At 28.8% G+C, this 15,977-nt stretch carries 12 protein-coding genes and 2 tRNA genes; 9 read left to right on the top strand and 5 right to left on the bottom strand.

Annotated features, from left to right (window positions below; translation table 11 throughout):
* Positions 1-291 precede the first annotated feature (291 nt).
* Positions 292-1,077: a phage tail-like protein gene (locus J3D55_RS07560; RefSeq protein WP_259130022.1), complete on the top strand. Its 786-nt coding sequence runs from the start codon at positions 292-294 to the stop codon at positions 1,075-1,077.
* Between the two features lie 374 nt (positions 1,078-1,451).
* On the opposite strand, the gene J3D55_RS07565 is transcribed toward J3D55_RS07560, so the two are convergent.
* The 3 genes from J3D55_RS07565 to J3D55_RS07575 all read right to left on the bottom strand — a co-directional run bounded on the left by J3D55_RS07565 (position 1,452) and on the right by J3D55_RS07575 (position 3,617).
* Positions 1,452-1,525: transfer RNA gene (locus tag J3D55_RS07565), tRNA-Arg, on the bottom strand.
* Between the two features lie 32 nt (positions 1,526-1,557).
* Positions 1,558-1,632 (bottom strand) — tRNA-Pro (locus J3D55_RS07570).
* Positions 1,633-1,922: 290 nt separating this feature from the next.
* The gene (locus tag J3D55_RS07575; protein ID WP_259130025.1) at positions 1,923-3,617 is read right to left on the bottom strand and encodes a helix-turn-helix transcriptional regulator; all 1,695 of its coding nucleotides are present in this window, start codon (positions 3,615-3,617) and stop codon (positions 1,923-1,925) included.
* 968 nt (positions 3,618-4,585) lie between these two features.
* Between J3D55_RS07575 and J3D55_RS07580 the strand changes: the two genes are divergently transcribed.
* The 4 genes from J3D55_RS07580 (at position 4,586) to J3D55_RS07595 (ending at position 7,639) form a co-directional block, all read left to right on the top strand.
* Positions 4,586-5,128: a helix-turn-helix transcriptional regulator gene (locus J3D55_RS07580; protein ID WP_259130027.1), complete on the top strand. Its 543-nt coding sequence runs from the start codon at positions 4,586-4,588 to the stop codon at positions 5,126-5,128.
* Positions 5,129-5,927: 799 nt separating this feature from the next.
* The gene (locus J3D55_RS07585) at positions 5,928-6,371 is read left to right on the top strand and encodes a transposase (RefSeq protein WP_259130029.1); all 444 of its coding nucleotides are present in this window, start codon (positions 5,928-5,930) and stop codon (positions 6,369-6,371) included.
* A gap of 217 nt (positions 6,372-6,588) precedes the next feature.
* Positions 6,589-6,915, top strand: a complete 327-nt coding sequence (locus J3D55_RS07590) for a helix-turn-helix domain-containing protein (protein ID WP_259130032.1) — start codon at positions 6,589-6,591, stop codon at positions 6,913-6,915.
* Positions 6,916-7,324: 409 nt separating this feature from the next.
* On the top strand, positions 7,325-7,639 hold the full coding sequence (locus tag J3D55_RS07595) for a hypothetical protein (protein WP_259130033.1): 315 nt from the start codon (positions 7,325-7,327) through the stop codon (positions 7,637-7,639).
* Between the two features lie 125 nt (positions 7,640-7,764).
* Here J3D55_RS07595 and J3D55_RS07600 read toward each other — a convergent pair whose 3' ends face one another.
* Complete coding sequence (locus J3D55_RS07600; protein ID WP_259130036.1) at positions 7,765-9,504, bottom strand: helix-turn-helix domain-containing protein; 1,740 nt, start codon at positions 9,502-9,504, stop codon at positions 7,765-7,767.
* Positions 9,505-10,657: 1,153 nt separating this feature from the next.
* Between J3D55_RS07600 and J3D55_RS07605 the strand changes: the two genes are divergently transcribed.
* From J3D55_RS07605 to J3D55_RS07620, 4 genes are all read left to right on the top strand, one after another.
* Complete coding sequence (locus J3D55_RS07605; protein WP_310466856.1) at positions 10,658-10,984, top strand: hypothetical protein; 327 nt, start codon at positions 10,658-10,660, stop codon at positions 10,982-10,984.
* Positions 10,985-11,202: 218 nt separating this feature from the next.
* Positions 11,203-11,529 (top strand): helix-turn-helix domain-containing protein, encoded by a 327-nt coding sequence (locus J3D55_RS07610; RefSeq protein WP_259130038.1) that lies wholly within the window; start codon positions 11,203-11,205, stop codon positions 11,527-11,529.
* Between the two features lie 391 nt (positions 11,530-11,920).
* On the top strand, positions 11,921-12,856 hold the full coding sequence (locus J3D55_RS07615; RefSeq protein WP_259130041.1) for a glycosyltransferase family 2 protein: 936 nt from the start codon (positions 11,921-11,923) through the stop codon (positions 12,854-12,856).
* Between the two features lie 265 nt (positions 12,857-13,121).
* Positions 13,122-14,174: an IS4 family transposase gene (locus tag J3D55_RS07620; RefSeq protein ID WP_259130044.1), complete on the top strand. Its 1,053-nt coding sequence runs from the start codon at positions 13,122-13,124 to the stop codon at positions 14,172-14,174.
* 387 nt (positions 14,175-14,561) lie between these two features.
* On the opposite strand, the gene J3D55_RS07625 is transcribed toward J3D55_RS07620, so the two are convergent.
* Entirely contained in the window at positions 14,562-15,272 is a 711-nt protein-coding gene (locus J3D55_RS07625) for a phage tail-like protein (protein ID WP_259130058.1), read from the bottom strand.
* Between the last annotated feature and the right edge of the window lie 705 nt (positions 15,273-15,977).

Raw genomic sequence — 15,977 nt, forward strand, 5'->3', positions numbered from 1 at the left:
AGAGGAGTAATGCCAGAATGCTTAAGAGGTGTATTTAAAAACTTCTTCAAAAAAATGATAAAAAAATTAAAATCATTAAAAAATTATTCACCTCCTTTTTAATGTTAGTATTAGGTATTATTAGAGTTTATTCAATTGACATCAATATTATACATTCTCTGTCAGTATATTGATAGGATTAAGAAACCCTTCAGTTTCTATTCAATATCTACTTTTGATAAAATAGTTTAAAAGTAACTGCGGAGTAGCTACATTTTAACCAAACAATTTAAACGTATAAATTTTTAAAAAATGAAAAAATTATTTTTATTATTAGCGATCTCACTTTCAATGTCGATATCCTCACAAATTGGAATAGGAACAGCGAATGCAGATCCTTCTGCCATGCTGGATATCAATTCTGCCAACAAGGGGTTATTAATACCTAGAACTTCTTTGACGGGCAAACAAGATGTCTCTACCATCCCTTCTCCGGCAAATGGGTTAATGGTCTACAATCTGGCTACTGCAGGAACTTCACCCGACAATGTAATTGCAAATAATATGTATAAATTCAACGGTGCTTCAAATCAATGGGAATTACTTCTTTCTCAAGAAGCTTTGGATGATCTAGCGATCCCACTTCCTGCAGTATTTATATTGACAAGCGACATAAACAATTTTTTGAATGGGATTGGAGCAGGAGAAGAACAACTTACTCCTATGACAGAAATTAAGAATAACATTCCTGGGTTATCGTACAACATCTCAACATCTACTGTAACTTTTGGAAAAGGGGGAACTTATAAAATTGATTATATTTATGAAGGCGATCATCAAGCAGCGTGTACCTTAAGTTCTTATTTTGTGGATTTTCCCTATCAAACTAGTAGTACTACAAGAATCCACAGTACATCTTCTCACAATGAAGGTTTATTCAGTAACCATGGAGGTACTATATCTTATACAGGAGTAATTCCTGCTAATAGAACTTGGGACATCAAATTAGGAAGAGGGCAAAGCGGAAATTGTAGTGGTCCAGGAAATAGCTTACATGCAGGATCCACCCATGTTTTTATATATAAGATAGGTTCTTAATACAATGTATAATTAACTTAAATACAGTAAAAAAGCTATTACTGAATTAATGATAATCAACTCCTTTTGTCTCCGGACTTAAGGAGTTTTTGTGTTAAATTTTTGTCATTCTTTAAAGAAAATTTGTAATCTAAAAATACCTGCTGTTCGAATAATAGCTTGAATAGCTGCTGCTTTCTTATCTATTTCGATTAATCATAGAAAAGTATTGATGTGATTAATAGAAGCAAGAGAGCTATATCTTTTGAGTTTTAAGTAAGTTTTATAAATCAGGTAAGGATTGTATAAAGAAATAAATAAGATTTGAAATATTTTAAAAAAAACAACAGAAGATATAAAAACAAAAAAACTCACAATTTCTTGTGAGTTTTAAGTGAGCGCGTCAGGATTCGAACCTGAGACCGTCTGCTTAGAAGGCAGATGCTCTATCCAGCTGAGCTACGCACCCATTGCATAATTTTGAGAAAACTATGAAAACAGTCGGGGCGGCAGGATTCGAACCTGCGACCTCCTGGTCCCAAACCAGGCGCGATGACCGGACTACGCTACGCCCCGATTAAAGGTCATCTTTAACAAGAATTACCTTGTTTTTTGTGGGTGCAAAGATAGAATATTTTTTTATAATTCAAAATAAAATATGCAATAATTTTTAATGAATATTTTTAGACCGCTTTTTTATTGACTTTACATAATTAATAACCAAAAGATTAGATTGAATTTTCCCAAAATAAAAATTTTTAAAAAAAAGACCGAAATTTTATAGCTTGGGCGAAAAAGAGTCTATTTTTATAAGGTTGACAAAATTGTTATATAAAATCATAACTGTTATTCAAATGCCCAATAAGCTATATGTTATTTAAAAAATCAGTAAAATTCATTTCTTTTGTAAGCCCTATTTTAGCTTTTATTTTTGCTTTATAAACAGTTGCCGTTACTTCTGCAATATTTTCTAATAAAGATATTTCTCTTGCAGACAGGTTTAATTTGAAGTAGACACAAAGTTTAAGTTCTTTATTAGTTAAAAAAGGGAATTTTTTGGAAACCTTTTCAATAAACACTTTATTTTCCAGAGAACTTTCACTTATTAATTCATTATTTTTTTTATCAATCTCGATTAGATTATTAATTTTAAAAAAGAGGTCTCTCAAGGTCTGTTCTATATCAATGTTTTTTAATTTTTTAATTTTTTTTAGGTTTTCCAGAAATGCTTTTTCTGTTTCCATTTTCAGATTGAGATTAAGTTGTAAATTCTCAATTTTATTTTTTTGCAGCTTTATATCACTCTCGAGCTTTTGTTTGTGATATTCTAAGATCTCTTTTTCTTTTTTCTTTTTCTTTACTTTCAGAGATACTGCTATTAAAGGAACAATCGATCCCAAAACTATTGAAATTATGATGATTAGGTTTTTCTTCTTTTCAATATTAGCTTTATACTCATTTTTTTGATTAGTATTTTTTATCCTGTAATTATTGAGAAGATCAGAAAGAGTAGCAAGTTTCTTGCTCGATTGTTCGCTGTAATCGTTATTGAGTTTCGTTAATTCTTTTGAAACGACCTTTAGGTTTTTAAGATCATCGTTCTTTAAATAATATTTCTGCAGAACTTTATGAACTAAAATTTTATCCGAAATAATTTTTAAATTTTTTTCGGTTTTTAAGAAAAAAGCAATCATATTTTTCTTCTCGGCAGACTGATTGGTGACTTCATAAATATTCAATAATATTTTTGCAGTAGAAATCAATTCTGTAGGGTATTTTCCGCTATTCAAATAAAAATCAAATTCTTGTTTGAATATATTTTCAGATGCCTTGTAATCTTTTAATTTAAAATAATATTCTCCTTGATTACTTTTCATATAATGGAAAAACAATAATTCTTCAGATGTAAGATTTTTCTTGTTTCCTAATATTGTGATACCGGTATTTATCTCTTCGGCGGCCAGTTTTATATTATTTAGTTTATCATTACATAATGCGAAATTATTGTGCATTGATGCAATATAAAGCGTGTCTTCTTTTTTATAATTCTGTAAGGCTTTGTTAAAATAAAACATAGCTTTAGGATATTTTTTTTCATTGTAAAGCCATCTTCCTTTTGCATGATACAAATGAGGGAGATAGTATTTTTTTTCTGTTTTTTGGGAGACCAGAATAGCTTTATCGAGATATCTTAGTCCCAGCTTAGGAGAATTTTTTTCAAAATAAAGAGCAAGATGAAAATTGCAGATGATTGTTATATAATCATATTCCTCTTTATTAATGCTTAATAACTCGTAAACAAGAGGGATTTGTAATAAAGGATCATTTTTAGCTCTTGAAAGAGATAAATCTATGTATTTTACTCCTAAAAGGTATTTTTTAGCATGAGTTTGATTGTATTTTTCTAATTCTTTATTCTTAATAATATTAACTTTTGACTGGTTTTCTAAGTCTAAACGAATTCTTTTATCAAGATTATAAAAGTAATCGTTGTCTTTAGCACTATTGCAAGAAGTCACCATAAAAAGAACAAAAAATAGAATACAGATAGAAGGCTTCACGGGGGGATATTTGTGTTTTTAAAAAAAATATTACCTATTTAGATAGTCAAATTTAGAACTAACTGAATAACTAATAGCAAATTAACGACTTATTATTTATACAAATTACTAATTTAAAGAATTTTATTTTCTTTTCAAAAATTAATAATATTGATTCTTTAAATGTTTATTTATCAATGTCTTGGATATTTAAATTCTAATGTTTTTTTACAATTCTGTTTATGTGTACTAATGTTTTTCAATATTTAATTTTTTAGAGTTATGAAGAGAATACAACTATTTTTGATAAAAATTTTGCTCGAAAATAGTTTTTATAAGTCTTTCAAATTATATCTGAATTGATAGACAATATAGAATTTTTTCAAGTGCTTCTTAAGAATGAAAAAAAATTAATTATGAAAAGAATATTATTTATGACATTGTTAGATGTTGAAACCAGGGGAGTGCGTATGTACTACCCTTTAATTGGGGAATGGAGCGAAAGACTGGGTAATGAATAATACAAAGGAGTATGTAAACTCTCAGTTAACTTTAGTGCAAATCCGATTATTTATCATATGAATTTGTTTAAAAAGTTTTGGAATTTTGTTTCCAATTATCATATTCCGAAAGATGTAAATAACTTAAAAAGAATACAATTACAGATACTTAATCAGTATAACTTTCTTATTTCAATATTTTTTTTTATTGATTCTGTCAGGGATCTGTTGTTTGGATTTTGGATTAATTTTTATGTTCTGTTTGCTTTAGGAGTTATTTTTCTCCTTTTATTTTTATTTACAAAGGTCCGTTTCAATTCTTTTATTTTACTAGGGTGTTGTTTACTATTATTATTGTTAATTTTTTATTTTTCCTGTATTGGTGGTTTTAATAATGGGATTGCCTTATATTATTTCGCGGTTTTATCGGCTGTTTTATTTATTTTCAATGGGAAAAACGAATTTTTTTTTAGGATTATTATTTATGTCATGATTACTATTCTGTTTTCTATAAGTCATTTTTATGATTTTAATATTTTCAGATTGAAAGACCACGAAGATGAGTTGTTAACTAAAAACCAACGGATTATCACTTTCTTTCAAGTTTTCATGATAACGATTCTTAATGGATACTTTATTGCAAGAAAAAATTATGTAACGGCTAAACTTTACCATAAAACAATTAGAAGCGAAAATATGATTCAAGCTCTGAAACGAAAATTGAATACAGATACTATTAATAACAATATAGAAGATCTCGTTAAACTTGCGATAAATAATGATGTTTCTTTTATGCCGGCATTTAGAAATTTCTTCCCGAACTTTTATAATAATCTAATCGTAATAAACCCTGATATGACTTTTGATGAGCTAAAATTTTGTGCTTTACTTAAATTAGGCTTCACCACAAAAGATATTGCCGAATATGCACATCTTACATTTCGTACCGTTCAGACCAAAAAAAGCCGTTTAAGAAAATCTTTCAATATCCCGTCTGAAATTGATCTTTATAAATGGGTGGATGAGATATAATCTATTTGAAAATGTATCATTTTTTATTATGCTTTTGATTCATGTTATTGATTTTCAGTTGGGTGTATTCGTGTAGTATACGTCTGTTGTACCAGTGATGTATGTATTTCTTTTAAAACAAACAAAATGTTAGATACTTTTAAAATTCAATTCTTGATTTGAAGATTAAAAAAATCAAAATTGTAAAATGAGAAAAAAACACAATATCATTATATCAAAGAAAGAATGAGCATCTACTTATTCAAGTATTTCGTAGAATAGAGGTATAATTCTAAAATGATAATACCTCTTTTCTTTTTTTATTGAAAATGAAAAAAAATCTTTAAGAAAATATATTCTTCTCTTACAGTCATTTTTACAATGTCTTTGTGTGTGAAATTTAAACATCTAATAAATGTATATATAGAATAAAAAAAACAATTTTATCAATGACTTTTTTAAACCTTTTACATCTGTATTTAATATATGATTGTAAGAACTTATTTCATAAACAGAAAATAATCTAATATATATTATTTCAGAGACCTCTTTCTATTCAACCCTACCAACACAAATGATGGGAGAGAAAAATTCCCAAGAGGTCTCTATAATAAATACCTTATCAAAATTAAGTTAAGTTCGTCTTTTGATAAGCACGGTGATAAAACTCTAGTTTTTAGCCAGGCAATTTTTGATTTAATTTTTTTTGTACATCTTTTTATCATCGCGTGTGTTTTCAGTTGCCTGGCTTTTTAATTTGATTGATCTAAAAATGTTTAAAATTTAACGATAGAAATAAAAGAATAATGAGTTGATTACAATGAATGTAAAAAATATACACATAGGAAGTTTAATTAAACAAAAAGTTTTAGAAAATGAAATAGATCAAGTTCGTATCTGTAATACTCTAAAATGTTCTGAAACTGAAATAGAAGCAATGTATAAGGAAGAAAATATCTCGACGGCTTTTTTGCTGAAATGGAGTAAGCTCTTGAAATACGATTTTTTCAGACTCTATTCTCAGCATATTATTTTATATGCACCCCAATCTAATACGGGGTATAATCAGATAGGAAAAGTGAAAAAATCTAAAATGCCCCAGTTTCGAAAAAATATTTATACTAAAAATATTATAGATTTTATTTTAGAATTGTTGGAAAAAGGAGAAAAAACGGAACTTCAAATTATACAAGAATATAGAATTCCTAAGACAACACTTCATAGCTGGTTGAATAAATATAGTAAGCAAAATTCGGAAAATTAAAAATTAATGAGTCTTAATAAAATAATGAAAACAGATTACAAGTATCTTGTAGAGAAAAGCAAGAAAGAGGTTATACTGGAAATGGGGGAGGAATACAATTTTTTTCCGTCCGATGTATGGACCTATACCTTAAATAGAATTTGGATTATTAAAAGCAAAGTATTATTTGTTTATTTTAAAGATCACAAAGTTGTAAACGTAGAAATAAAAAACTGTTATGGAAAATTTAGCACCTGATTATAAAAGAATTTATACAGATATTTTAATCAAACGGTTTCCCGAAAAGATAGAATTCTGCAAGTTATTGCTAAAAAAACCTTCTCTCTCGGTATTGGATATAATAAGTCTTAATGAAACAATTTTCGGAAAAGCGAGCTTGGCGGATAATACCTTTAATCAAAGGCATCGTTCCTATCAAAAACCCAGTATTATGTATATTCTGAAGTATCAGAAAGATCACAACCTCAATAATGTACAATTGGCGAATCATTTCCAGCTGAGTAGAAACACGGTGGCAAAATGGAAAAAAATGTTTTTGGTATAAATAAAACTATATCTTTTAAGATTCAACAGATTAATAAATAAGTATAAGCCCGTTTTAATTGAAATTAATTAAGGTATCAATTTTTTAATCCCAATTAGTTATGATTTCAGTCTTTCTTGTTGTTGAAATAGAGAATAAACTTCGTGTAGTTACGGCAAGAAAATTCAGATTATAAAATGTAAACGGGCTTTTGAATATGATTTTTAGTGAAATTTAGGCATATTTTTAAGGTTTTAGTCATAAATTTAATTTCACTAAATGATGATTTATATTTATTTTATTAGCTTTTCTATTGTATCATGAGTCAAAATATCGCTAGTTTATCTAATTGCATTGATTATTTTACCTTTTCGCAATATTTCTCATTAATAATGTATATTTGAATAGGAATCATTTAAAATATTATAATATGAAAATGAAATTTAGAATTTTTACGTTATTAATTTTCAGTTTTTGTCTTTTTTACGGCCAGAATCTACCCGATAAGGCTGATAAGCAAAATCATAACATAACTCTTCAAAGGTTTCCGGAAGTGGAAGATGTTTCTGTGATGAACAATACTCCTATCGAACCTCCATTTATCAAAGCGTTTATAGCTACCCCTGATTTAGAAATCGGTCAAGCCTACCTCAATGATGATTATTCTGGAATAGCTGCAAAATATGCCTGGTCAAGAGAGATCACGGGGCAAAATATTAAAATTCATGATGTAGAAATGGTTTAAATTAAAATACAAAGCAGGATAGGGGTCTTAGGTACAATATGATGGCGACAGCAACAGAACTTACCATAGGTTTAACGGAACAAGTTCTACAACTGCCATAATAGCTTCTGCAGCGGCAGAAATGATTAGAGGTCGTGAAACTGAATGCTCTTCAAAAAATCATCTAATTTTGTTTCTCTGTCTAAGCTCATTTTGGCTTTTATTTTTGTTTTATATACTCTTACGGTACCTGTAGTTGTATTTTCTAATGACGAAATTTCTTTTGAAGAAAGATTCATTCTGAAATAAGCACACATTTTTAATTCCTTATTCGTTAAAAGAGGATAAGTTTCGGACATTTTTTGTATAAATCTCTGAGATTCAATATCGCTTTCATTAATGATGATGTTTCGTTTATTAATTTGTATGAGATTATTAATATTTAAAAACAAATCCTTTATTATTTCTTCTCCACCTGCGTTATTTGTTTTTTTTATCTTTTTTAAATTTTCTAAAAATACTTTTTCAGTTTCAGTCTTCAGATGAAGATTTTGATGCAGGTTTTTAATTTTTTCATTTTGAAATCCAATATCCTGTTCAAGAATTTTTTTATCTTTTTCTAATAATAATTTTTCTTTCTCCATGATTTTCCTTTTGTTCAGGTGTTTTATTCTCACAAAAATAAATATCAGAATAAAAATAAGGATCAGGGCAAGAACTGATATTAATAAAATGGTAGTTCTTTTTTTTTGAATACGAATCTGCTGTTCCGTCTTTTGATTAATTTTTTCTATTGCGGAAGTGTTCAGAACACCAGAGATTTGCTTAAAAATCCTGTCGTTTTCGTTAACAAAATCATGATTTAAGTGCAGAAGTTTTGCAGACGTAAGCTTTAGATTCTTAAGATCATTTTGATTAGAATAATATTGCTGAATGATTTCGTTAGCAAGAATTTTGTCATGAATAGTTTTAAGTTTAGGCTCGAGATCAATTAAATACTCAATAAGTAATTTCTTTTTGTTAGTCTCCTTAATGTCATTATATAAATTAAAAAGACTTTCCGCACTTGCTACGTTTTGTGAATAATATAAGGGTTTGTTTTTGGTAAATTCAAACTGTTGAAGCAATAGTTTTTCTGCAGACGAAAATTCTTTCAGCTTATAATAGTACAAACCTAATGTACTTCTCATATAATTAAGAAAAGCAATTTCCTGTTCGTTATAATTATTTTTACCCTCTAAGATTTTAATTCCCTTTTGTGTTTCCCGCATTGCAGGGGCAATTTGGTTTAATTTATCATACACCAACCCGAAATTATTATGCATAGACGCGATATAAAGTAAATCCTTTTGGTTATAATTTTGTAAAGCTTTATTAAAATAAAACATAGCTTTCGGGTAATTCTTTTCATTAAAATATAACCTTCCTTTTATATGGTATAAATGAGGTAAGAAATATTTTTTGCCCAATTTTTCATTAATTTTTATAGCATCATTAAGAAATTTCATGGCGAGCTTCGGCGAATTATGCTCGCAGTAAAAAGTCAGATTGAAGTTACAGGCAATAGAGATATATTCATATCTGTTATTGTTTAATTTCAAAAGTTCATAGGTAGCAGGAGCTTGTTTTATACTTTCAATATTATTTAAAGTATTCTCGGGAGCATATAAAAATAGTCCTATATATTTACTGCTTATAAGATATTTTTCATCATGTGTGTCTTTATATTTCCCAAGCTCTCTGATCTCTAGAGCTGCTATTTTTTTTGGTTCAAATCTAATGGGAGCAATCTCTTTACTTATTCCAAAAAAATAGTCATTATCATCCTTGCCTTTTTCAGTCGGTGAGATTGAAAAAAGTATAATCAATAAAAAAATTAATCTCATACCTGAGTGTGTGTGTAATTAAAATGATCAAATTTTTTTTCAAAAATAATTTAATTTATCGTGAAAAGGTATTAAGATTAAAATTATTAATAGCTTTTAAATGTTAATAATTTGATTTTAAATATTTTAAGATCTGGATTAATAATGATTTATAAGTGTTAAAATTTATTTTGCTAACATTTATTAACGGTAAAAATGCGTGGTATTCAATATTTTGCTAATAAATTTGAACAAAGATGAAAAGAACAAACCAATATTATATCACTAATGCTTGATGATTTCATTATATGACTTTAGAGGGTATTTGAAAAGTAATTTATAATTTTTCTAATTAATCATATAATAAGGTCAACAAAAACTCGAATATAATTTGGTATTGATTTTTGAAATTCTACATCAAACAAAAAAGAAAACAAATGAAAAAATTATTATTAACCACCTATCTGGATTTTGGGATTCCTATTCGATGTAGGAATATAGAGTGTAGCATCTATACTACACATTCCCAAAACAAATACTGCATGTAACAATCTAGTATTATTTTGAAGGTTTTTTGAAATCGAAGCGACAATCCGGACTACAAATTTTGTAGTAGATAAGAATGTCGCTCAATGGGATTGAGATCGCTATGATTTCAGGTAAAGTCTTTTTATTAACAATCATAAATCTTAGCTACTGCTGTTAAGATTTGACAAGTATTATCTAAACATCATTAACAGAAAAATAAGATTTAAACGATTGAAGTTTAAAATTTAATCAAAATTAATTTATATATAATCTATTGATCCCCTGTGTTTTACCAGAATTTACAAATGCTGGAAAAGAATTATTTCCAGGGGATCTCTTTTATAAATATAATAAATGCAATCAATAAAAACAGCCGTTTTTATTGATTGTGACTAATAATGTTCTAGTATTTCTCTACCAGGCAGTATTGCTTGTTTTTCATAATTGGATAGTCTCTACAATAATGTTTTGTTGAACTGCCTGGTAATTTATTAATACGTAATAACATACGAAAATATTGTTTCGAAAATGAATTTAAAGAATATACACATAGGAAGTCTAATTAGACAAAAGGTTTCTAGAGAACGAAATAGATCAAGTCCGTCTTTGTAAATATCTTAAATGTTCTGAAAAAGAGGTGGATGCGATGTATAAAGAAGAGAATTTATCTACGGCTTTTTTGCTGAAATGGAGTAAGCTTTTGGAGTATGATTTTTTCAGACTCTATTCGCAACACCTTATTTTATATGCACCCCAATCTAATATGGGATACAAGCAGATCGAAAAAGGCAAAAAATCTAAGCTGCCCCAGTTTCGGAAAAATATTTATACCAAAGATGTTATAGATTTTATTTTAGAATTGCTGGAAAAGGGAGAGAAAACGAAACTTCAAGTCATAGAAGAATATAAAATTCCTAAAACAACACTGTATAACTGGATAAATAAATATCGTAAGCAAAATACAAGCGATTAATTTAGAAATTAATGATTCAGAAAATCTTATGAAAAAAGATTACAGCTATCTTATAGGAAAAAACAGGAAAGAGATTCTAGAGGAAATGGGGGAAGAGTACAATTTTTTTCCAGCTGAGGTATGGACATATACCCTAAAAAAATTACTATTTAAAAGCAGAGTGTTGTTTCTGTTTTTTAAAGATGATAAAGTATTAAACGTAAAAATAAAAAACTGTTATGGAAAATGTAATGCCTGATTACAAAAGGATTTATTCGGATATTTTAATCAAAAGGTTTCCTGAAAAAAAGGCATCTTGTAAAAAAATATTGGAGAAAAACTTTCTTTCGGTATTGGATATAATACGTCTTAATGAAACAATTTTCGGAAAAGCGAGCTTGGCGGATAATATCTTTAATCAAAGACATCGCTCTTATCAAAAATCCAGTATTATAGATATTCTGAAGTATCAGAAAGATAACAATCTAAATAATACTCAATTAGCACTTCATTTTAAACTGAGTAGAAACACGGTGGCAAAATGGAAAAAAATATTTTTGGTATAGATAAAACCTGATCTCATAAGGTGTAAGGGCTAAAAAACAGACAGAAGTCGATTTTTAATTAATAGATCATTTCAGAATTAAACCCTTATGGAAAAATTATTTTGGTGTTTCTTGTGTTTTTCTTACATCACAAATTATCCATGAACTTAACAGAGGTGGAAATGCCCAAATTCTAGGAGTACGATAGTAAATGATCAGGATCTATAACCTACATCAGGGTAAAAAGATTAAAATAGTTTTTATATAAAGTTTTGGTTATGAATAGTTAGCTTCTTATTTAAGTTATTTTAACTTTTAAAGTTGTTAACTATTTTTTTTATACCTAATTACCAAATAAGAATAGATTGTCATTTGCCCTCTATTCTCAAATACAATTTCTTAACACAAAAAAATGAAAATTTCTGTAATAATTCCCGTTTATAATGCCGAAAAATATGTTACTCAAGCTGTAGAATCTGCACTACAATGCGAAGCAGAAGTAGGTGAAGTTATTTTAATTGAAGATAAATCTCCGGATAATGCTCTTGAGGTTTGTAAGGAATTAGAAATAAAATACGACAAAGTAAAATTATTCCGGCATTCGGACAAAGATAATCATGGAGCAGGAGCAAGCAGAAATCTTGGAATTCTAAAAGCCACCTGCGATTTTATTGCTTTTTTGGATGCCGATGATTATTATTTGCCAAACCGTTTTGAGGCCGAGAAAAAACTTTTTAAAGACCCAAAAGTAGACGGTATCTATGGTGCGCTTGGCGTAGAGTATTACTCTCGAAAGGCAAAAGAACAATATTTTAGCCTTTTTGAAAACCGACTTACCACTGTATATAGAAAATATCATCCCAAAGATGTATTTCCAGGGCAATTGAATATGCTGGGAAGTTTTGGGCTGTTCACTATGAATGCATTAACGGTAAGACGAGAAGCCTTGATAAAAAAAATGAAGCCTTTATTTAAACCCAAATTAAAGTTTCATGAAGATACTGAATTTCTATTCCGATTATCGTATTATTTAGATCTCCATCCAGGGATTTTAGATCAAGCAGTTGCCATAAGAGGGGTACATGAAGAAAACAGAATAACCAAAGTAGATACGGGAAGGATAAATCCTGCATCTACACGGGTTTTACTTTGGAAAGAGATCCATGAATGGGCTCAGAATGAAAGCGGAATCCACGATGATGTCAAAGTACATATCAAAAGAATGCATCGTAGCTTTGAAATTGCTAATGCTCCTATATTGAAAAAAATAAAAATGATCATAAAGTATTCAATCAAAGATTATCCAAGTATTCGCTCAGGGCTTTACAATGTAAATTTCAGATCATAAATTAGCTACATCAATAGTCTATAAGAAAAGGATTTAGATTTACAGGCATAAAGTGTGTAAGAAGAATTCCTATAAAATATTTAGTAATATTGTGAATAATACTTCTTAGTACATGACAAAAACATAACCTGTTAAAAATCAGCAAATTAAGCTGGGTTAAATTTTCATAAATAACTGATATTCAGTAAATTAGAAGATGTTTCCTAGGCAATCAACTAAGCACACGAATACCAGTCAAGAGTATAAAAGTAAAGATTTAAGTTCAATGTTAGCCCTAAATTTTGAACAAAAAATCAATAAAGCAAGATTGAATCTTATTTCGATGATGATTCTGGCTTTATGCAAAGTAAGAACAGTAAATTACATGGCTTTAGCTAATGTTTTTGACAGTTGTGCAAATACTGAAAGCTCACTGCGAAGAATACAGCGTTTTATGGCAGATTTTGACTTGCCCATGAAGCTTGTTTCTAGTTTTATATTCGGAATTATGCCAGAGAAAAAGAACCTTGTATTAATCTTGGATAGAACGAATTGGAAGTTTGGGAAAGCTACTATTAACATTCTGATGCTTGGGATTTGCTATAAAAACATTGCCTTCCCGATTATGTTCAAAATGTTGGATAAAAGAGGGAATTCTGATACGCTTGAAAGAATTGAATTAATACGGCAATTTGTAAACTGGTTCGGTAAGGACTGCATTGATTGTTTGCTCGCGGACAGAGAGTTTATAGGTCATATTTGGTTGGATTTTTTGACTCAAAACAAAATTAAATACCACATTCGGCTTAGGAATAATTTTAAAGTTTTTTGTTTTGACAAGAATGCAGAAAAACCTGTTTTTTGGCTATTCAATAAGTTGCAAAAAGGAGAGTTTTATCATCATCCGAAAATCGTGAAAATCAATGGTGTAAAGTGTTACATTTCCGGATTGAAAAATTATGACAGACAAGGAAAAATAGATTTTCTGATTTTAGTTTCCTTTAATAAGCCTGAAAAATCTTTGGAATATTATAAGAAAAGATGGCAGATTGAGACATTGTTTAAAGCTTTTAAGAGCAGTGGATTCAATATAGAAAGTACTCACGTTACAGACCAAAAAAGGCTGGAAAAATTATTTATGATTGTAATGATTGCCTTGGTTTGGTGTTACAAAATTGGAGATTATGTGGATGAAAACATCAAGCCAATAAAAATAAAAAAACACCAAAGGAAAGCCTACAGTGTTTTCAAATATGGTTTGAATTTTTTGAATAATATTCTCTCTAATCATTTTAATAAACTAAATATCAATATATTAAATTTTTTGTCATGTACTTAGTTATTTATTGTTTTAAAATGTGTGTAGGTTTTCTGATTTTCGCATAAGAGAAACTGAAAATACTGTGTTGGTAAGCACTTACCAACACGGCATTTGTTAGATTAAAATGAAAAGAGCATCGGTTAGGGGTACTTAGCTCTGTTAATAGAAATAGATTCAGTTGAATAAGCTTTTATCAATACCAAATACTGATATCGAGCTTGAGGGGATAATTTTTTTTCATCTTTTTGATAATATTAATTATTATTTCATTTCTAAATATACCTGTTCATACTTTTGTGTAATATTTAGAAAATTTTTTAATTGTAGTACTGAATTTATAATATTAGTATTGCAATTATGATAACTTATAATTTTGTGTTTTTAGAATTTGTTTCCCAGCCTTATTTAGCTTTTAATTGAAAATAAAACATTAAGTAAGAATGTTCCTCCCCATTGTGAGGCTAAATTATCGGCTCTCGTCACAGAGACAGTCATTCTCGTTTTTCCTCCAACATTAGCTAATTTAATAAACGCCGGCGAAAATATATCCGGAAAAGATGAATCGTTTCCTGCTGCGAGTTGAGGGAAAATCTTTTGTACATCAGGAAAAGGAGTGCCTTGGTATTCGTATACAATAGTCATTCTGGCAGGTACGTTTGTGGTGGGATTTACAGAAGTTTTTGATATCACCCACCAATTATCAAAATCAAAAGTGGCATTGGTATGATTGCTAAAATCTGCATTACTCATACCATGAGGAGGTATTTTCAACTGAAAGCTCTGCACCGACACATTGCTTACTTTATCATTAAACTTCACCCAAACAGTGCCATCGAAATAATAGTATCCTATATTATCTATATTTACGGCATTACCTGTTGCTGTTCCTGTTGCAATACTATTTACATAGATCAGTGTAGAAGTAGGGATTGCACTCATATTTTGAGCTCGCTCCCTGTCAACTCTGGGGAGTAGAATACCGTCTACATTTGTAGAATTACCGGTTGCGTTTTTAGCAACTACATCTAAAGAAGTTTGAGGATTTGCTGTGTTAACTCCCACTTGGGAATGTGCTGCTGTAGAAAATAGTACAGCTAATAATAGTAAATTTTTCATTTTTTTTAATTTTAATATGAATGTCCGTAATTACTAATATTTTAATTTTCAACGGTTTGTTTGTCATTCCGTAGGAATCTAAACTTCCTTATTTTCAGTCTGTTGAGATTCCTACGGAATGACAAAATGAATGCTGATTTTAGTGTTATGATTAAAAACGGACATTCATAAATTTTAATGATTACTTTTTTAATTTCTAAATAGAATCCTAAGTATATTTTATACTTAATTTATCAAATTTAGAAAGATTATTGATCGATTCGCAGATTGATGGTACGGCATTAGTACTGCATCTATAAAAAATATTGTGTTTTTAGAATCGCGCTTATTAAAATGCACATTAATTAAAAATTCCGGAAAGCTAAGTGAGAGTGTAAATAATAATTTTTTTCATCATTTAATAATTTTTACCTTATATACCATTTGTTTTTTTTGAGAGAATTTCTAAATAAAAATTCAAGCATACTAATGCATATTCATTGTACTTAGAATTCCTGATAAATTTGTAACGTGTAATATTGCAAAATACTACACTTGTGAAAAGATGATGAATTTGTGTTTATAGAATCGTTTACTAGTTTCGGTGATTGAAACTCTTGAACCTCGAGAAGGGTTTTGATAATAATTTTTTCATGTGTTTAGATTTTGTGTTATTTTAAGACTAATTTATACTATAAATGTGTTTATGTTTCTTAGTATAGAATA

The sequence above is a fragment of the Chryseobacterium ginsenosidimutans genome (assembly GCF_024807225.1).
GTDB lineage: Bacteria > Bacteroidota > Bacteroidia > Flavobacteriales > Weeksellaceae > Chryseobacterium > Chryseobacterium ginsenosidimutans.